Annotated in this window: 17 protein-coding genes; 10 read left to right on the top strand and 7 right to left on the bottom strand. The window is 65.7% G+C overall.

All coding sequences use genetic code 11. The annotated features are described in order from the left end of the window. Positions 1 to 15 precede the first annotated feature (15 nt). The 9 genes from ACVWY5_RS10200 to ACVWY5_RS10240 all read left to right on the top strand — a co-directional run bounded on the left by ACVWY5_RS10200 (position 16) and on the right by ACVWY5_RS10240 (position 8301). Positions 16 to 939: a branched-chain amino acid ABC transporter permease gene (locus tag ACVWY5_RS10200; RefSeq protein WP_028331754.1), complete on the top strand. Its 924-nt coding sequence runs from the start codon at positions 16 to 18 to the stop codon at positions 937 to 939. Beyond that, the gene (locus tag ACVWY5_RS10205) at positions 932 to 1852 is read left to right on the top strand and encodes a branched-chain amino acid ABC transporter permease (RefSeq protein WP_028331753.1); all 921 of its coding nucleotides are present in this window, start codon (positions 932 to 934) and stop codon (positions 1850 to 1852) included. Before ACVWY5_RS10200 ends, ACVWY5_RS10205 begins: the two co-directional genes overlap by 8 nt. Next, on the top strand, positions 1842 to 2570 hold the full coding sequence (locus ACVWY5_RS10210; RefSeq protein ID WP_028331752.1) for an ABC transporter ATP-binding protein: 729 nt from the start codon (positions 1842 to 1844) through the stop codon (positions 2568 to 2570). Before ACVWY5_RS10205 ends, ACVWY5_RS10210 begins: the two co-directional genes overlap by 11 nt. Beyond that, positions 2560 to 3279 (top strand): ABC transporter ATP-binding protein, encoded by a 720-nt coding sequence (locus ACVWY5_RS10215; protein WP_050386059.1) that lies wholly within the window; start codon positions 2560 to 2562, stop codon positions 3277 to 3279. Before ACVWY5_RS10210 ends, ACVWY5_RS10215 begins: the two co-directional genes overlap by 11 nt. Positions 3280 to 3371: 92 nt before the next feature. After that, positions 3372 to 4721, top strand: a complete 1350-nt coding sequence (locus tag ACVWY5_RS10220; RefSeq protein ID WP_028331750.1) for an amidase — start codon at positions 3372 to 3374, stop codon at positions 4719 to 4721. Beyond that, a complete protein-coding gene (locus ACVWY5_RS10225; RefSeq protein WP_028331749.1) occupies positions 4714 to 5400 on the top strand; it encodes a DUF2848 domain-containing protein in 687 nt (228 codons plus the stop codon). Before ACVWY5_RS10220 ends, ACVWY5_RS10225 begins: the two co-directional genes overlap by 8 nt. 249 nt (positions 5401 to 5649) lie before the next feature. Further along, complete coding sequence (locus ACVWY5_RS10230) at positions 5650 to 6393, top strand: 2OG-Fe(II) oxygenase (protein ID WP_028331748.1); 744 nt, start codon at positions 5650 to 5652, stop codon at positions 6391 to 6393. Between the two features lie 13 nt (positions 6394 to 6406). Continuing rightward, positions 6407 to 7060, top strand: coding sequence for a DNA oxidative demethylase AlkB (gene alkB, locus ACVWY5_RS10235; protein WP_028331747.1), 654 nt, complete (start codon positions 6407 to 6409; stop codon positions 7058 to 7060). A gap of 26 nt (positions 7061 to 7086) precedes the next feature. Beyond that, positions 7087 to 8301, top strand: coding sequence for an MFS transporter (locus ACVWY5_RS10240; protein ID WP_028331746.1), 1215 nt, complete (start codon positions 7087 to 7089; stop codon positions 8299 to 8301). 111 nt (positions 8302 to 8412) lie between these two features. On the opposite strand, the gene ACVWY5_RS10245 is transcribed toward ACVWY5_RS10240, so the two are convergent. From ACVWY5_RS10245 to hpaH, 6 genes are all read right to left on the bottom strand, one after another. Beyond that, positions 8413 to 10038 carry a thiamine pyrophosphate-dependent enzyme gene (locus ACVWY5_RS10245; protein WP_028331745.1) on the bottom strand — a complete coding sequence of 542 codons (1626 nt, stop codon included), beginning with the start codon at positions 10036 to 10038 and terminating at the stop codon, positions 8413 to 8415. Positions 10039 to 10063: 25 nt separating this feature from the next. Next, the gene (locus tag ACVWY5_RS10250) at positions 10064 to 10933 is read right to left on the bottom strand and encodes a fumarylacetoacetate hydrolase family protein (RefSeq protein WP_028331744.1); all 870 of its coding nucleotides are present in this window, start codon (positions 10931 to 10933) and stop codon (positions 10064 to 10066) included. A 166-nt stretch (positions 10934 to 11099) separates the two neighbouring features. Then, entirely contained in the window at positions 11100 to 12083 is a 984-nt protein-coding gene (hpaD, locus tag ACVWY5_RS10255; protein WP_028331743.1) for a 3,4-dihydroxyphenylacetate 2,3-dioxygenase, read from the bottom strand. A 109-nt stretch (positions 12084 to 12192) separates the two neighbouring features. Next, positions 12193 to 13737 carry a 5-carboxymethyl-2-hydroxymuconate semialdehyde dehydrogenase gene (gene hpaE / locus ACVWY5_RS10260; RefSeq protein ID WP_028331742.1) on the bottom strand — a complete coding sequence of 515 codons (1545 nt, stop codon included), beginning with the start codon at positions 13735 to 13737 and terminating at the stop codon, positions 12193 to 12195. Further along, positions 13730 to 14128 (bottom strand): 5-carboxymethyl-2-hydroxymuconate Delta-isomerase, encoded by a 399-nt coding sequence (locus tag ACVWY5_RS10265; protein WP_028331741.1) that lies wholly within the window; start codon positions 14126 to 14128, stop codon positions 13730 to 13732. Before ACVWY5_RS10265 ends, hpaE begins: the two co-directional genes overlap by 8 nt. Positions 14129 to 14149: 21 nt before the next feature. Next, the gene (gene hpaH, locus ACVWY5_RS10270) at positions 14150 to 14956 is read right to left on the bottom strand and encodes a 2-oxo-hept-4-ene-1,7-dioate hydratase (RefSeq protein ID WP_028331740.1); all 807 of its coding nucleotides are present in this window, start codon (positions 14954 to 14956) and stop codon (positions 14150 to 14152) included. Positions 14957 to 15066: 110 nt separating this feature from the next. Here hpaH and hpaR point away from each other — a divergent pair, with 110 nt between their 5' ends. Then, positions 15067 to 15600, top strand: coding sequence for a homoprotocatechuate degradation operon regulator HpaR (gene hpaR, locus ACVWY5_RS10275; protein ID WP_051375982.1), 534 nt, complete (start codon positions 15067 to 15069; stop codon positions 15598 to 15600). 25 nt (positions 15601 to 15625) lie between these two features. Here the strand turns inward: hpaR and ACVWY5_RS10280 are convergent, their stop codons facing one another. Then, on the bottom strand, positions 15626 to 16621 hold the full coding sequence (locus ACVWY5_RS10280; RefSeq protein WP_028331738.1) for a GntR family transcriptional regulator: 996 nt from the start codon (positions 16619 to 16621) through the stop codon (positions 15626 to 15628). Positions 16622 to 16864: the final 243 nt, after the last annotated feature.

A 16864-nucleotide genomic window follows, 5' to 3' on the forward strand; every position in this document is an offset into this window, starting at 1 on the left:
GCGGCGAGCGGTAGCATGACCTATGCGCTCGTTGCCGGCGTGCTGTTCGGGCTGTATTTCAGCCTGGTCGGCATCGGTCTCAATCTCGTGTTCGGCGTCGTGCGTATCGTCAACCTTGCGCATGGCGACATCCTGATGCTCGGCGCCTTCATCGCGCTCGGCGTGGTCGGCCTCGCCGGCATCGACCCGCTGTTCGCGGTGCCGCTCGCCTTCGTGGTGTTCGTGCTGGTGGGCGTGCTGCTGTACTGGGTGCTGGTACCGCGGCTGCAAGGCTCGGCCAATCCGGAAATGCTGTCGATCATCCTGTTCTTCGGCCTGTCGCAGGTGATCGAAGCCGTCACCACGATCTTCGCCGGCACCAGCGAGCGTTCGATCCAGAGCCGGCTGCTCGGCACCGTGTTCACGACCATCAAGGTGAAGTGGTTCGGCGGCAAGGCAGGCGGCGCAGGGCCGATCCAGATCTTCGGCCAGGGCTTTCCCGCACCCTGGGTGATCGCGGCCATCACCAGCCTGATCGCGATCGCGCTGGTCTACCTCTACCTCTACCACACCCGGCTCGGCACCCTGACCCGCGCGGTGATGTCACGGCGCGACGAGGCATTGGCGACCGGCATCGATGTCGATCGCGTCTCGGCGGCGGCGTTCGGTATCGGGCTCGGCATCGCAGCGGTCGCCGGCGTATTCGCGCCCTTCATGTTCGGCTCGGTGACGCCAGCGTTCGGCGCCGACGCGACCGTGACGTCGTTTGCGATCGTCGTGCTGGGTTCGCTCGGCAATCCGCTCGGCACCGCGCTCGGCGGTGTCGTCTACGGCCTGTGCTACATGCTTGTGCAGACCTATCTCAGTTCCTGGGCCGACTTGCTGCCCTATGTGTTGTTGATCGTGATCCTGTTGTTGCGTCCGAGCGGTCTGCTCGGAAGGCGGGTGCGCGTTGCATAACGCCTCGAAACACCTGCTGTTCATCTTGGCGCCGCTGGTGGTGGTGTTCGCACTGCTGCCCGGCGTCTATCAAAACCATCTGCTGCTGTTCAACTTCGTGATCTTCTTGATCCTCGCGCAAGGCGTGAACATCATCTATGGCTTCACCGGCTATCTGCCGTTCGGCTATGTCGGCTTCTTCGGCGCCGGCGCCTATGGCTTTGCCATCATGGTGATGCATCTGCAGACGCCGGCGCCGCTCGCCGTGCTGGTCGGCGGCGTCGTGGCGGTTGCGCTCGGCCTGCTATTGACGCCGCTGCTGCGGCTGTCGGGTGCGTATTTCGCGATCGCCAATCTCGCGGCCTCGCTCGCGGTGCTGCACTTCGTCGCCAATCCGGCGCTGGAGGGCATCACCAAGGGGCCCTACGGCGTGTCGCTCACCGGCACGTTCAACCCGAGCCATGCGTATTATGCCGCGGTCGTCGTGATGGCGCTGACCGTCGGCGCAGTGGTCTATCTGAAGAACTCGCCGTTCGGGCTGGCGCTGCAGGCTGTGCGCGAGGACGCGGTGTCGGCCTCGATGGCCGGCGTCAATATTGTGAAGATGCGGGTGATCGCCTGGCTCGCCTCGGCGCTGGTCGCCGGCCTCGCAGGCGGCATCTACGCCTGGTACGTCTCGGTGTTCTATCCGGACAACGTGTTCTCCGGCGAGTTCTCGATCTTCGCGATCGTGTTCGCGCTGTTCGGCGGCGTCGCCACCATCACCGGACCGATCGTCGGCGTGCTGATCCTCTACGGCATCTACAATCTGATCGGCTTCACCACGCCGCAATATTTCCAGCTGATCTATGGCCTTCTGATCATGGGCCTGGTGCTGTTCCTGCCCGCAGGACTGGTGTCGCTGGCAACCCGCAGGGGGTGGCATGTCCCCTGAGAAAACCCCGATCCTTGAGGTCTCGAAGCTGGTCAAGCGCTTCGGCGGTTTCCACGCACTCGACGGCCTCAGCTTTCACGTCGTGCCGGGCGAGATCCTCGGCCTCGTCGGCCCGAACGGCTCCGGCAAGACCACGGCGATCAATGTGATCTCCGGTCTCTATGCGCCTGATGGCGGCGAGGTCGTGTTCGACGGCGCGTCCGCCGGCGGCGTCGCCTCGCACAAGCTCGTTCATCGCGGCATCAACCGCACCTTCCAGGTGCCGAAGCCGTTCCTGTCGCTCACGGTGCGCGAGAACATCCAGGTGGCGCTGGCCTATGGCGGCGCGACCGGTGCGCCGTCGATCGCCGAACTGCTCGAGGATTTCAGGCTGAAGGAGGTCGCCGACCGTCCGGCCGCCGATCTCAACAGCGCGCAGCAGAAGATGCTCGATCTGACCCGTGCGCTCGCCACGCGGCCGCGGCTGTTGCTGCTCGACGAACTCGCGGCCGGCCTCAACCCGGCAGAGCTCGACTGGATCGCCGGCCGCATCAAGGCCTTGGCCGCGACCGGCATGGCGATCATCGTGGTCGAGCATCTGATGGGCTTCATCGAGCAGATCACCGACCGCGTCATCGTGCTCAATGCGGGCAGGGAGATCTTCGAGGGCACGCTGGCGACCGCGGTACGCGAGCCGCAGGTGATCGAGGTATTTTTGGGAGGCGAGCATGCCCACTGATGCGGTGCCGCTTCTGGACACGAGGGGCGTCGATGCCGGCTACGGCACCATGCAGGTGCTGTGGGGCGTCGATCTCGACGTCCGCCCCGGCGAGACCGTGCTGCTGCTCGGCGCCAACGGCGCGGGCAAGACCACGTTCCTGAAGTCGCTGGTCGGCCTGATCGAAGCCCGCAGCGGCCACATCAAGCTCGGCGGTGAGGACATCACCAGGATGCGCTCGTCGGACCGCATGAAGCGCGGCATGACCTACATGTCGGAGCTTGCGGTGTTTCCCGACCTGTCGATCGAGGAGAACATCCGCGTCGGCGCGCAGGCGCTGGGCCATGCCGATCCGGGGGCGCGGGTCGACGAACTGTACGGCCTGTTCCCGGTGCTGCGCGACAAGCGCCGCGACCCCGCATCCAGCCTGTCCGGCGGCCAGCGCAAGATGCTTGGCATCGCCAAGGCGCTGTCGGCCGAGCCGAAGCTGCTGGTGATGGACGAGCCTTCGGCCGGGCTGTCGCCGCTGTTCGTCAAGGAGGTGCTGCGCGCCTTGTCGAGCCTGCAGGGCCGCGGACTGGCACTCTTGATCGCTGAGCAAAATATCGGTTTTCTTGAGATTGCCACCCGCGTATTCGTGCTGGAAGGCGGGCGGATCCGCTTCTCCGGCACGGTTGCCGAGATGAGCGGCAATGAAGAGCTGCACCGCGCCTATTTCGGGCTGAAGTGATGCGAGGTGAGGGGCCGGCGGGCTGGAAATCGGCCCCGGTTCGCGCGACAATTAACTGCAAGCCATGAAGTGCAAGCCGTGAAGTGAAAGCCATGCCCAAGAATCCGACACTCGCCTCCCTTGCCGCCGATCTCGCCAGCGGCGCGACCTCTGCCCGCAAGCTCGTCGAGCAGTGCATCGCCAGGATCGCTGATCCCTCAGGCGAGGGCCAGCGCACCTTCATCCATGTCGACCGCGACGCTGCGCTGGAGGCCGCCGACGCCATGGACCGGCTGCGCAAGGCCAATGCGGCGCCGTCGCCGTTTGCCGGCATTCCGGTCTCGATCAAGGACCTGTTCGACATCAAGGGGCAGGTGACCCGCGCCGGCTCGCGGGCGCTGGACGATTCGGCGCCGGCGGATGCCGATGCGCCGGTGGTGGCGCGGCTCAAGCGCGCCGGCTTCGTCGCGATCGGCCGCACCAACATGACCGAGTTCGCCTATTCCGGCATCGGCATCAATCCGCATTACGGCACGCCGAAGAGCGCCTGGACCCGGAGCGTCGGTCACGTGCCGGGCGGCTCGTCCTCGGGGGCGGCGGTCTCGATCGCCGACGGCATGGCGTTCGGCGCGCTCGGCACCGACACCGGCGGCTCCTGCCGGATTCCCGCGGCCTTCAACGGCATCGTCGGCTACAAGCCGACGCAACGCCGGATTCCGCTCGATGGCGGCGTGCCGCTATCGTTCACGCTGGACAGCTACGGTCCACTGGCCAATTCGGTGGCCTGCTGCGCCGCGCTCGACGCGGTGCTGGCGGATCAGCCGGTGACGCCGGTCACGCCGCGCCCGGTCAAGGGCATGCGGCTCGCGGTGCCGACCACGGTTGCGCTCGACGACCTCGACGATGCCGTCGCAAAAACCTTCGAGCGCGCGCTCGCTTCGCTGTCGCGCGCCGGCGCCTTGATCGAGCGGATCGAGGTGCCCGAATTGCTCGATGTCGGCGTCATGAACGCCAAGGGCGGCTTTGCCGCCGCCGAAAGCTATGCCTGGCATCGCTTCCTGCTGGCCAGCAAGGGCGACGTCTACGATCCGCGCGTCGCCGTGCGCATCCAGCGCGGCGAGGGCTTTCCTGCCGCCGACTATATCGATCTGCTCAACGCGCGCCGCTCCTTCATCGCCCGCACCGAGAAGCGGATCGCGCCCTATGATGCGATGGTGCTGCCGACCACGGCGAACCTGCCGCCGACGATCGCCAGCCTCTCCGACGACAAGGCGTTCGCCACCGAGAATTTGCGCGCGCTGCGCAATTGCACGCTGATCAATGTGCTCGACGGCTGCGCGATCTCGCTGCCCGCGCATCGCGAGGGCGAGGCGCCGGTCGGCCTGATGCTCGCCGCCGCGGGCGGTTCGGATCGGCGCATTTTCGAGCTCGCTGCCGGAATGGAGACCGTGATCCGTGTTTGATCTCACCTTCAATGTCGACGACAAGGGCGTCGCCACTCCGCTGACGCTGGAAATCAGGCAGGCCGTGATCGCCGGCTGGACAGGCCGCGATCCGGTGGCGCGCGACAAGCATATCGCCGAGCTCGAGGCGCTCGGCATCGCGCGGCCCGCGACCACGCCGATCTACTACCGCTGCTCGGCGCGCCGGCTTACCTTCGCCGATGCCATCGAGGTCTGCGGCGAGGATTCCAGTGGCGAGGTCGAGTTCGTGCTGATCGGCTGGCAGGGCCGCATCTTCGTCGGCTGCGGTTCCGACCATACCGACCGCAAGGTCGAGAGCTACAGCGTCACGGTGTCGAAGCAGATGTGCGACAAGCCGATGGCATCGGAGCTCTGGGAGCTCGAGGACGTGATCGGCCATTGGGACCAGCTGGTTCTGCGCTCCTGGGCGGTGATCGGCGGCCAGCGCGTGCTCTACCAGGAAGGCACGCTCGATCACATGCTGCCGGTGAAGGACCTGATCGCGCGCGGCTTCGATCAGGGCGCGCTGCCGGACGGCTGCGCCATGTTCGGCGGCACCTTCGCCGCCAAGGGCGGCATCCGCCCGGCCAGCCGGTTCGAGTTCGAGTTGGAAGACCCGGTGCTGAAGCGGAAGATCAGCCACGGCTACGATGTGGTGACGCTGCCGGTGAGGGGTTGATTTCGTCGCAAGTCGCGCCCGAAAAAGTCAGCTAACACTCGCTCCACGCGTCGTCCCGGCGAAAGCCGGGACCCATAGCCACGGGGCGTTGTGGTTGGCACGCTGTGGCCCCAGCGATTTCAACAACTAGCGACGGTGGTTATGGGTCCCGGCTTTCGCCGGGACGACACCGTAATTGCGGTGACGTTCTCCAACTTTCGATCAGAAATCGGGTGGCGACTCCCGCAATCAGGGGCCAGATTCCGTCCCATGACAGCAACAGCCAAAACCATCACCCGCCTACCCACCGGCATCCCGGCCCGCGTCGACGGGCTCGATTGGGACCGGATCACGACCGACCTCGACGGGCAGGGATGCGCCGTCCTCAACAGTCTGCTGACGCCTGAGGAATGTGATGCCATCGCCGCGCTGTATCCCGACGACAGCCAGTTCCGTGGCCGGATCGTGATGAGCCGTCACGGCTTCGGCCGCGGCGAGTACAAGTATTTCTCCTATCCGCTGCCGGATTTAATCGCGGAGCTGCGGCCGGCGCTCTATGCGCGGCTGACCGCGACAGCCAATTGCTGGAACGAGACGATGGGGATCGATATCCGATATCCTCCGTCGCATGCGGCGTTCCTGAAGCGCTGCCATGACGCCGGACAGACGCGGCCGACGCCGCTGCTGCTGCAATATGGCGAGGGCGACTACAATTGCCTGCATCAGGATCTCTATGGCGAGCATGTGTTCCCGATCCAGGTCGCGATCCTGCTGTCGCAGCCCGGGCGCGATTTCACCGGCGGCGAATTCGTGCTGACCGAGCAGCGGCCGCGGATGCAGTCACGGCCCGAGGTGGTGCCGCTCGCCAAGGGCGATGCGGTGGCTTTTGCCGTGCATCATCGCCCGGTGCAGGGGACGCGCGGACCGTATCGTGTCAATCTGCGCCACGGCGTCAGCCGGATTCGCTCCGGCCATCGCCACACCGTCGGTGTGATCTTCCACGACGCGAAGTGAGTGCGAGAGAGGCGTGGCCGCTGATCTGTTCGAGACCATTGGCGATGCTCGGCCGTCGCGCGAGACGATCGCGGATGGCGCGGTGCTGTTGCGCGGCTTTGTCCGGCCGTTCGAGGCCGAGCTGATCCCGGCCTTGCGCACCATTGTCAAGCAGGCGCCGTTCCGGCATCTGATCACGCCGGGCGGCCACCGCATGTCGGTCGCGATGACGAATTGCGGCAGCGTCGGCTGGGTCTCCGATCCCAGCGGCTATCGCTATGATGCGATCGATCCCGACTCGGGACAACCCTGGCCTGAAATGCCGGAGGTGTTGCGCAGGCTCGCCGCCGGCGCCGCTGACGAAGCCGGCTTCAACGGCTTCGCGCCTGAGGCCTGCCTGATCAATCGCTACGTCCCCGGCGCAAAACTGTCGCTGCACCAGGACAAGGACGAGCTCGACTACCGCGCACCGATCGTGTCGATCTCGCTCGGGCTGCCGGCGATCTTCCTGTTCGGCGGCCTGCAGCGCAGCGACACGCCGCGCCGCTATCGACTCGAACATGGCGACGTTGCGGTGTGGGGCGGCCCGTCACGGCTATTTTATCACGGCGTCGCACCGCTCGCCGATGGCGAGCACAGCGTGCTCGGCCGCCAGCGCATCAATTTGACCTTCCGCAAGGTGCGCTGAAGCGCCGGGTGGTCTAGACTTGGCGGATGACCACCAAGGCCGACCGCGCCGTCAACCGCACCGGCGTCTATCTCGCCGTGCTGCAGCTCGTGTTCACGCTGGGCTGGACCACCTATCTGATCTATCTGCCGAAGCTGTGCGCCGATGTCGGCATCGCACCGTCGACCGTGATCCTGATCCTGATGATGGATCAGGGCATCTTTACCGTCACCGACACGGCGATGGGCATGGCTGCCGACAGGATCTCGAGCCTGGTCGGCCGCCTCGGCTTGTTTGTCGGTATCCTTGCCGCAATCTCCTGCGCCGCCTTCATCGCGTTGCCTTACGTCGCCGGCACCGGGCCGGGTGCAAAGGTCTGGCTGATCGTGCTGATCGTGATCTGGGCCGTGACGTCGTCGGCCTTGCGGGCGCCGCCGCTGACGCTGCTCGGCAAGTATCGCGCGCAACCCTCGGTCCCGTTCCTCGCGGCGCTGGCGATGCTGGGTTATGGCATCGCGGGCGCGGTCTCGCCCTATCTTGGCGTCGTGCTGCGCAACCAGGATGCACGGCTGCCGTTCGTGCTGTCAGGCGCCGTGCTGCTGCTGACGGCGCTCGCCTTCTCCGGCGTCGAGCGCCGCATCGCGGCGGAGGCGCAGCCGGCGCGGCTGGCGCCCCCGGCGAAGCGGCTCGGCGCGGTGCCGATGTTCCTGATCGGATCGATGGTGCTGCTGTCGCTCGGCTACCAGCTGCACTTCAACATCAACAGCGCGCCGTTCTATTTGCGCTTTGCCAAGGCGGACGAGCTGCAATGGCTGATGCCGGTATTCTGGATCGGTTTCAACATCGCGATGTTTCCGGCAAGCATCGTCGTCAAGCATCGCGGCGGCCTGATCGCGATGGGCATGGCGGGGCTGCTTGGCGCCTTTGCGCTCATCGCCGCCGAGATCGCCGGCAGTCTCAACGTCCTGATCGTGGCGCAATTCATGGCGGGGGCCGCCTGGGGCTGCATGCTGATGAGCGCGGTGTCCGCGGCGCTTGCGATCGGGGAGACCGGCGCGGAAGGCAAGGTCACCGGCCTCGTCTTCTCGGCGCTCGCGCTTGCGACCTTTGCGCGGATGGCGGCGGTCGCGGGCGGCCTGCAGAAGATGCCGGACTATGCGCCGTTGGTGCACTGGGCGCCGGTCGCCTGCTGGTCGGTCGCCGGCGCCGGCCTGCTCGTGATCGCCGCGTCACGGCTGCAACGCGGCATGAAGAGCGCTTAGCGTCGTCATTCCGGGGCGCGAAGCGAACCCGGAATCTCGAGATTCCCCGATGCGCAATTGCGCATCTGAGGTTCGATGCTGCGCATCGCCCCGGAATGACGAGCGTTTGGCTTAGTTATTCCGCGCCGGATGGATGAACGCCCAGGGGCTAACTTCCGAATCCGTCGGCACTTCCACCGAGATCACGTAAGGGCCGCCGTCGGCCAGCGCCTTCTCCAGCACGGGGCGGAAGTGATCGGGCGAGGTGACGCGCGCGGCGCCGACGCCGAAGGATTCTGCAAGCTTCACGAAATCCGGATTTACCAGGTCGGAGGCGACGACGCGGCCGTCGAAGCGTTCGCGTTGGTCGCGGCGGACATTGCCATATGCGTTGTTGTTGAACACCAGCGTCACCACGCCGATCTTGAACTGCACGGCGGTGGCAAGCTCCTGCACGCCGAACATGAAGCCGCCGTCGCCAGTGATCGCGACCACCGGCTTGTCCGGATTGGCGACCTTGGCGCCGAGCGCGGTCGGGAAACCCGAGCCGAGCGCGCCCTGATAGCCCGAGGTGACGAAGGTCCGCGGCTCGTAGATTGGAAAACCGTACCAGGAGGCGAAACCGACCTGCGACAGCTCGTCGGTGACGATGGCGCTCGCCGGCAGCACCTCGCGCAGGATCTTCAGATAGGCCATCTGCGGCTGGATGCGCTGGATCTCCTGCTCGGTCGCGGCCGTCGCCTCGCGGATCGCGGCGCGGCGGCCGGAGGTCTTGCGGTAGCCCATGCGCATAGCGGCGGCGAGATCGGCGGTGCCGGCCTTGGCGTCCGCGATCACGCCAGCATCGGCCGGCCAGCGCCGCAGCTCGACCGGATCGATATCGATGCGCACGCATTTCAGTCCGGCGGGCTGGTAGGGCCAGCGCGACATCGTCGGCAGCTCGAGGCGCGTGCCGATGCCGATCATCAGATCGGTCTTCGGCCAGAGCTTGTAGGCCGAAGCCATGGTGAGCCCGAGCTCATGCGCGTTGGAGACGATGCCGCGGCCGCTGCGGAATGCGACGACCGGTGCGTCGATCATCTCGGCCAATTCGAGGATCTCCTCGCGCGCCTCGATGGCGCCGCTGCCGACGAAGATCATCGGCGCCTTGCTGCCGGCGATCAGGTCGGCAGCGGCCTTGATACGGTCCGGATCGGGATGCGGCGCCGGCAACGGATCGAACGGCTTGACGGGGGCGACCTGGGTGCGCTGGGTGAACACGTCCCACGGCATCTCCAGCGAAGCCGGGCCGCGCCGGCCCGACAGCATCTCCTGGAATGCGCGTGACACCAGTGCGGGCGCGTTGTCGGGATATTCGATCCGGTCGGCCCATTTCACGAAGGTGCGCAGCGTCGCGAGCTGGTCCGGCATCTCGTGCAGATGGCCGCGGCCCTTGCCCAGAAACTGCGTCGGCACCTGACCGGTCAGGCACAGCACCGGCTCGTTGCAGCCGAATGCGGTGAGCAGCGCCGCCGAGGCGTTGAGCACGCCAGGGCCGGGCACCACGCTGAACACGCCGGGCTTGCCGCTGGAGCGTGCATAGCCGAACGCCATGTAGCCGCAGGCCTGCTCATGTCGGGCGCCGATCACCTTGAGCTGGGCCTGGTGGAAGGCATCGAACAGGCCATAGATCTGCGCGCCGGGCAGGCCGAACACGGTGTCGACGCCGTGGGCGACGAGGCCGTTGACGATCGCTTCGCCGCCGGATGTTGAGGTCATGGCACTGTCCACTTTGCTTGTGAGGTTAGGTGGCTTCGTCGACGACGCCATTGCGCAGGATGCCGACGCCTTCGGCCTCGACCTCGACGACATCGCCGGGCTTCAGATAGCGCGGTGGATCGAACCGCGCACCTGCGCCGGTCGGCGTCCCCGTGACGATGATGTCGCCGGGAACCAGCGTCGTGAAGGTCGAGATATAGTTGATGAGGTAGCGGAAGCCGAAGATCAAGCGCGAGGTGCGGTCGTCCTGGCGGGTCTCGCCGTTCACCCGCGTGGTCAGACGGATATCGGCGATCTGCGCTTCACCGCTGTAGGGCACGATCCACGGGCCGAGGCTGCCGGTGGAATCGAAGTTCTTGCCCTGGGTGACGTTGAACTTGGCGTGGCGCACCCAGTCGCGGATGGTGCCTTCGTTGCAGAGCGTGATCGCGGCGATGTGATCGAGCGCGACGCTCTCCGCAATGTGCCGGCCAGCCTTGCCGATCACCAGCACGAGCTCCCCCTCATAGTCGAGCTGCGGCGAGACGCGCGGCCGCACCACCGGCGTGTTGTGGCCGACGAAGGAACGTGGCACCCGCAGGAACATGCTCGGGTATTTCGGCGCGTCCGAGCCGTCTCTGTATTCGGCATTGCGGTCCGGGTAGTTGACGCCGATGCAGATGATTTTTTCCGGCGTGGGAATCGGCGGCTTCCACGCGACTGCGTCGAGCGCGTGGTCGGGCGCGCGCCTGGCGGCGTCCTCCACGAGCCTGCTCAGCGCGCCGGCGGCGATCGCATCGCGCAAGGTCGGATAGTCCTTGAAGCGCGACGAGAGGTCGACGATGCCGGTGTCGGTGACCGCGCCATAGCTGGTGGCGCCGTTGACGGAATAGGTGGCGAGGCGAGGGGCAGTCATCGGCAATCCAATCATTGGTGTCGTCCCGGCCAAGCGAAGCGCGAGCCGGGACCCATAACCACAGGCTTCACATTATGGCACGCGGGGCGACGATCTTCGCAACAACGTGGGTCGGTGGTTATGGGTCCCTGCTTTCGCAGGGACGACGGGTGAGCAGTATCTCGTATCAGTCCGCGACCAGCACGTCGGCGACGAAGCGCGGCTCGCGCACCGCCTGGCCGGCGAAGGTCGAGCCTTCCTCGAACCAGGAGCGCGGCGCCGGCGCGCCCCACAGCGTCTGGCGGCGCGGATCGCGCAGCGACCAGCGCAGCGGCTCATGGTCGTGATCGCCCGTGAAATAGTCGCTGGTGTAGAGCTCGATGCGGTGGCCGTCGGGATCGCGGATGTACAGGAAGAAGGCGTTGGAGATGCCGTGCCGGCCAGGGCCCCGCTCGATGTTCTTTAGGTAGCCGGAGGAGGCCATCACGTCGCAGAGATGCACGATGTTCATCGCGGTCGGTACCCAATAGGCGATGTGGTGCAGGCGCGGGCCGCGGCCGTTGGTGATCGCGAAGTCGTGGACGTTGCCCTTGCGGTGCATCCAGGCGGCTGCGATGCGGCCGTTGTCGCCGTCCTCCTCGGCATATTCGGTGAGGCGGAAGCCGAGCCGGGCGTAGAAATCGACGGTGTCCTGCACCTCGGCGGCGAACACGTTGAAATGGTCGAGTCGCTGCGGATGGCAGCCCTTGTAGAGATCGTAGCGCCGCAGCAGATGCGGGCGCTTCTCCATCGTAGCGTAAAGCTCGATCTGGAAGCCGAACGGATCGGTGAATTGCAGGGTGCGGCCCTGAAACGGCTGGTCGACGAAAGCGTAGGCGATGCCGTTCTCGGAGAAGAAGGCAGCGGCCTTGTCGAGGTCGCCGTCATTGCCGACCTTGAAGCCAAGCCGGTTGCAGGCCGCCTTCGCTGCCTTGCGCAGCACCACCGAGTGATGCTGGTGCTCCTCGCTGGCGCGCAGATACACCGACTTGTCGTCGCGGTCCTCGATGTGGAGGCCGACTGTCTTTTCGTAGAAGGCGGCGCTCTTGTCGAGATCCGTGACGTCGAGCACGGCATGGCTGCTGCGGATGATGTTGAACGGCGGATCGAAAACGTGTGTCGGAACGGGCATCGGTGTTTCCTCAATTTGTGTCCGTCATTCCGGGATGGTCCGAAGGACCAGACCTGGAATCTCGAGGTTCCGGGTTCGCCGCTACGCGCCACCCCGGAACGACGTGCAATCAAATTCCCAGTTTCTGAATCTTGTGCGTCCCGCGCGCGAGCGAGACGTGCTTGGTTTCCATGTAGAAGTCGAACGAGTAGTCGCCGCCGTCGCGGCCGATGCCTGACGACTTCATGCCGCCGAACGGAGTCGGCAGATGGCGGACGTTTTCCGAGTTAAGCCAGATCATGCCGGCTTCCAGCGCATCCGCCACGCGCAGCGCGCGGCCCATGTCGCCGGTCCAGACATAGCCGGTCAGGCCGTATTGCACGCCATTGGCGATCTCGATCGCCTCTCGCTCGTCCTTGAACGGGATCACGGTCAGGAACGGGCCGAACACCTCCTCCTGCGCGACGCGCATTGCCGAGTTCGCGCCGGTGACCAGCGTCGGCTGCACATAGTGGCCGCCGCCGGGGCCGTCATGCGGCTGGCCGCCGACCGCGATCGTCGCGCCGTCCTTCTTTGCGACGTCGAAATAGCTGCACACCTTGGCGAGATGCCGCTCATGGATCAGCGGCCCGATCTCGGTGACGGGATCGAGGGGGTGGCCGACCTTGAGCGCCTTGACGCGCGCGGTCAGCTTCTCGATGAACTTGCCGGCGACGCTCTCCTGAACCAGCAGCCGGCTCGACGACGTGCAGCGCTCGCCATTGAGCGAGTAGATCATGAACACGACGGCATCGAGCGCGCGGTCGAGGTCGGCATCGTCGAATACGATCACCGGGTTCTTGCCGCCGAGCTCGAAATGCACCCGCTTCAGGGTCGGCGCGCCCTGCGCCATGATCGCCGAGCCCGTCGCGCTTTCGCCGACGAAGCCGATCGCCTTGATGGCGGGGTGCTCGGTCAGCGCCTTGCCGGCCTCCTCGCCGAAACCATGCACGGTGTTGAGCACGCCGTCGGGGATGCCGGCCTGTTTTGCGAGTTTGACCAGCAGATCGGCGGTGACCGGCGACCATTCCGCCGGTTTATGCACCACGGTGCAGCCGGCGGCGAGCGCCGGCGCGATCTTCCAGGTCGAGAGCATGAACGGCGTATTCCACGGCGTGATCACGCCGACCGGGCCGATCGGCACGCGGGTCGAGATGTTCCAGTGCTCGTCCGACGGCGTGTTGAGGCCGTCGCGGGCCTCGCCGCATTTGTCGGCGAAGAAGCGGAAATTCTCCGCGGCGCGGATCGCGGCTTTGGCCATGAAGCGGTGCGCCTGGCCGGTGTCGATGCATTCGAGCACGGCGATGTCGTCGGCGCGCGCCTCGATCGCATCGGCGACGCGATGCAGCAGCTTGCGGCGCTGCGCCGCCGGCATGTCGCGCCAGGCCTTGAAGGCCTTGGACGCCGCGGTCGCGGCACGGTCGATGTCTTCTGCATTGCCGCGTGCGACGGTCGCCAGCACCGTGCCGTCGATCGGTGATTTCGTCTCAAAAGTCTGGCCGGAGGCCGCCGGGACGATCTTGCCGTCGATCACATGACCGATGCCTTCGGCTTTCAAACTTGCGAGCAGCGGGCCGGCGCGATCGCGGTTGGCCTGGAACACGTCGGCTGACGATTTCGGGGCGGCTTTATCCATTGACCGTCTCCACCTTCAGTGCATCGTGGATGTTGTTGCGCTTCCAGCTGGTTTCCTTGTCGTTGATCTGCATGTCGAACGACAACGCGAATTTGCTGTTGGCGAAGACCGGATCGAGATGGGCCGACAGCGCCTTGAAGATGTGCTCGCCGGCCTTCTTGCGGGTGGCGAGATCGCGGCCTTCGCCGAGCCGGAGCACCATGTCGAGGAAGCCGTAATTCTTGCGGCCGTCGGCGATCGCGTAGTGCTCGCATCTGACGGCACGGACGCGGATGCCGCCGAGCGGGAAGATGCCGGTCTCGACCGCCGCCTTGCGGACCAGTTCGACCGTCGCGCCCATGTCGACGAGATCGTCGAGATTGGCGGAGTATTCAAGGGTGAAATGCGGCATGCAGCGCTCCTGCTGAAGGCGTCAGGCGAAGTAGCAGCTCACGGAACCGTACGGTCCGTAGTCGGCCTGGATGGTGTCGCCCTTGCGGGTCTCGATCGGACGGATGAAGGAGCCCGCCAGCACGACGTGGCCGGCTTCCAGCGCCAGCCCGTTCGGTGCGATCTTGTTGGCGAGCCACGCCACCGCGGTCGCCGGATGATTCAACACGCCGGCGGCCAGACCGGTTTCCTCGAGCTGGCCATTTCGGAAGCACAACGCGCCGATCCAGCGCAGGTCGGCGTCCAGCGGGCGGATCGGCCGGCCGCCGAGCACGATACCGGCATTGGCGGCGTTGTCGGCGATGGTGTCGAAGATCTTGCGCGTCGTCTCGGTCTCGGGATCGACGCGCTCGACCCTGGTATCCAAGATCTCCAGCGCCGGTACCACGAAATCGGTGGCGTTGAGCACATCGAACAGTGTGCAGTTCGGCCCGGCCAGGCGATGCTTCATCACGAAGGCGAGCTCGGCCTCGACGCGGGTGGCGATGAAGCGGTCGGTCGGCACCAGGCCGCCATCGGCGAAGAACATGTCGTCGAGCAGGATTCCAGAATCGGGCTCGTCGATATGGAGCGCGCTCTGCATCGCCTTCGAGGTCAGGCCGATCTTGTGGCCCTTGACGACGCGGCCCTGCGCCACCTTCATCTCGACCCAGGCCTTCTGAATCGCGTAGGCGTCATCGAGGGTGATGCGGGGGTATTCCAGCGAGAGCTGGCGGATTTGCTTGCGGGTCTTTTCCGCGCCGTCGAGCCGTTCGGCTGCACCGCGGATATCGTCCTTGGAGAGGGCCATGCGTGCTACACAAAAGTGGATGCCGGGAGATGATTAACATGTTAAGTGAATTCCCGCAAACTGAATCAGGGCATGCTGCGACGCAAAAATTTGTTGCGCAGGATTAGGTAATGGCGCGCAAAAATTCGAACGACATTCAGCCCGGGCAGGGCGACGACGCGGCGGCGCGACGGACCCCGATGCGCGAGTTTTCGCGCTCGCTGCCGATGTCGCTGCTTCGCGGCCGCGAGGCGGTGATGCGGCAATTCCGTCCGTCGCTGCGCAATCACGGGCTGACCGAGCAGCAATGGCGGATCCTGCGCGCGCTCACCGCGGTCGACGAGATCGAGGTCACCGAACTAGCGCGCATGGCGTTTCTGCTCGGCCCGAGCCTATCGCGAATCCTTCGCGATCTCGAGGGCCGCGCGTTGATCGAGCGCAAGGCGGCGGAGAACGACGCGCGGCGCGCGGTGGTCTCGATCTCCGCCAAAGGGTTGAAGCTGATCGAGGCGGTGGCGCCGACGTCGGAGGTGATCTATGCCGAGATCACCCGGCGCTTCGGGGCGCGCAAGCTTGCCGAATTGCAGGAGATGCTGGGCGCGCTCGAAGCGAGCCTGGCCGGAATGGGCTCGTCCGATGACGCCGAAGTCGAGGCTGACGAGTAGCTGCGATCATGCGCGGCATTCGCCCTCAGGCCATGTAGGGCACGCGCGAAATCACGTTGATGGCGCGGAATTCGGCAATCCAGCCCGCAACCTTCGAGTGGGACCATTCGATATGGCGGCGCAAGATGGCTGCCGCCGCGTCGCCGTCCCGCGCGCGCAAAGCCTCGATGATCACCAGATGCTCGTCCATGAAGGAATCGATCTGCGGCGCGGTCAGGGCGACCTGGATGTGCTTGCCGATCACGAACGCACAATGGGTGCGCTTGAGCGCTTCGATCATCTCGCGATTGGCGCCGTAGCCCAGGCAGCGGATATGGAGGTCGCCTTCGATCTCATCGAGTTCGCCGACGCCGACGCGGTCGCGGTGCTGGATCCCCTCGCGCAGCCGCTCCGCCATCCGGTCGAGCAGGGCGGCAGGAATCGTCGCCGTCGCGGATTTGAGGAGCAGCGGCTCGAGCGTTGCGCGCACCTCGAAGATGTCGCGGAGGCGATCCTCGTCCAACGGCACCACGTACCAGTGCGCCTTGGCGCCCTTCTCGAGGATGCCGATCGCCTGCGCACGCAGCAGCAGGTTGCGCGCCACCGTGCGCCCCACCCGGAAATGCCGCGCCAATGCGAGCTCGCTGACGCGGAAGCGTCCGAACAGCGACCGGTAAATGATCTCACGTTCGAGCTTGTAGTAGAGCGTATCCCAGGCGTCGCTGCGCACGGCGTCGACGGGGCCGTCGGTCAGCCCGAACATTTCCGGTGTGATCGGGACGCGCCGAGGGTCGACCTTGCGCTTGCCGGCGATGACGCCGCGACCATCGAACCGGCGCACCAGACCGATATGCTCGAGCTGTTCGAAAGCCTGCCGCACCGGAGAGCGGCTGGAGCCGAACAAGGTCGCGATCGCCGATTCGGAGAGGACCGTTCCGGGTGGAACGTCGCCGGCCCGGATGTGCTTTGCCAATGCGCTCTTGATCAGCGCGTAAGCCGGCTGTTTTCGTCTGGTTTGCGATTTCGCTCGTGGAATCGACATGGAATGGCTGCCCGCTGGCCACACTATCACGTGATCGCGTCATGGTCGCTCGTAGCAGGCATTTACGCACCTCTGCCAGCGAACTTTTGACTATTGCGTGCAATGTGCAATCATGTTTAGCTGGATCAAACGCCAGATTGATGGTCGCCGTTGTACGTCTTGTGCACTGCAGCGGCGCTCACGTTTGCTCGTCGCGCCGTTTGATGGCTGCGGATGGGCCGACAGATCGACGCGTCCGCTCGT

This window comes from Bradyrhizobium sp. USDA 3256, assembly GCF_054058275.1.

Excerpts from the sequence above, each read along its gene's own strand:
- hpaH (WP_028331740.1), bottom strand. The coding sequence starts at position 14,956 with ATGGCCCTCTCCAAGGACGATATCCGCGGTGCAGCCGAACGGCTCGAC.
- ACVWY5_RS10230 (WP_028331748.1), top strand. The coding sequence starts at position 5,650 with ATGACAGCAACAGCCAAAACCATCACCCGCCTACCCACCGGCATCCCG.
- hpaR (WP_051375982.1), top strand. The coding sequence starts at position 15,067 with ATGGCGCGCAAAAATTCGAACGACATTCAGCCCGGGCAGGGCGACGAC.
- ACVWY5_RS10210 (WP_028331752.1), top strand. The coding sequence starts at position 1,842 with ATGTCCCCTGAGAAAACCCCGATCCTTGAGGTCTCGAAGCTGGTCAAG.
- ACVWY5_RS10265 (WP_028331741.1), bottom strand. The coding sequence starts at position 14,128 with ATGCCGCATTTCACCCTTGAATACTCCGCCAATCTCGACGATCTCGTC.
- ACVWY5_RS10220 (WP_028331750.1), top strand. The coding sequence starts at position 3,372 with ATGCCCAAGAATCCGACACTCGCCTCCCTTGCCGCCGATCTCGCCAGC.
- hpaD (WP_028331743.1), bottom strand. The coding sequence starts at position 12,083 with ATGCCCGTTCCGACACACGTTTTCGATCCGCCGTTCAACATCATCCGC.
- ACVWY5_RS10200 (WP_028331754.1), top strand. The coding sequence starts at position 16 with ATGACCTATGCGCTCGTTGCCGGCGTGCTGTTCGGGCTGTATTTCAGC.
- ACVWY5_RS10250 (WP_028331744.1), bottom strand. The coding sequence starts at position 10,933 with ATGACTGCCCCTCGCCTCGCCACCTATTCCGTCAACGGCGCCACCAGC.
- ACVWY5_RS10240 (WP_028331746.1), top strand. The coding sequence starts at position 7,087 with ATGACCACCAAGGCCGACCGCGCCGTCAACCGCACCGGCGTCTATCTC.
- hpaE (WP_028331742.1), bottom strand. The coding sequence starts at position 13,737 with ATGGATAAAGCCGCCCCGAAATCGTCAGCCGACGTGTTCCAGGCCAAC.
- ACVWY5_RS10280 (WP_028331738.1), bottom strand. The coding sequence starts at position 16,621 with ATGTCGATTCCACGAGCGAAATCGCAAACCAGACGAAAACAGCCGGCT.
- ACVWY5_RS10215 (WP_050386059.1), top strand. The coding sequence starts at position 2,560 with ATGCCCACTGATGCGGTGCCGCTTCTGGACACGAGGGGCGTCGATGCC.
- ACVWY5_RS10245 (WP_028331745.1), bottom strand. The coding sequence starts at position 10,038 with ATGACCTCAACATCCGGCGGCGAAGCGATCGTCAACGGCCTCGTCGCC.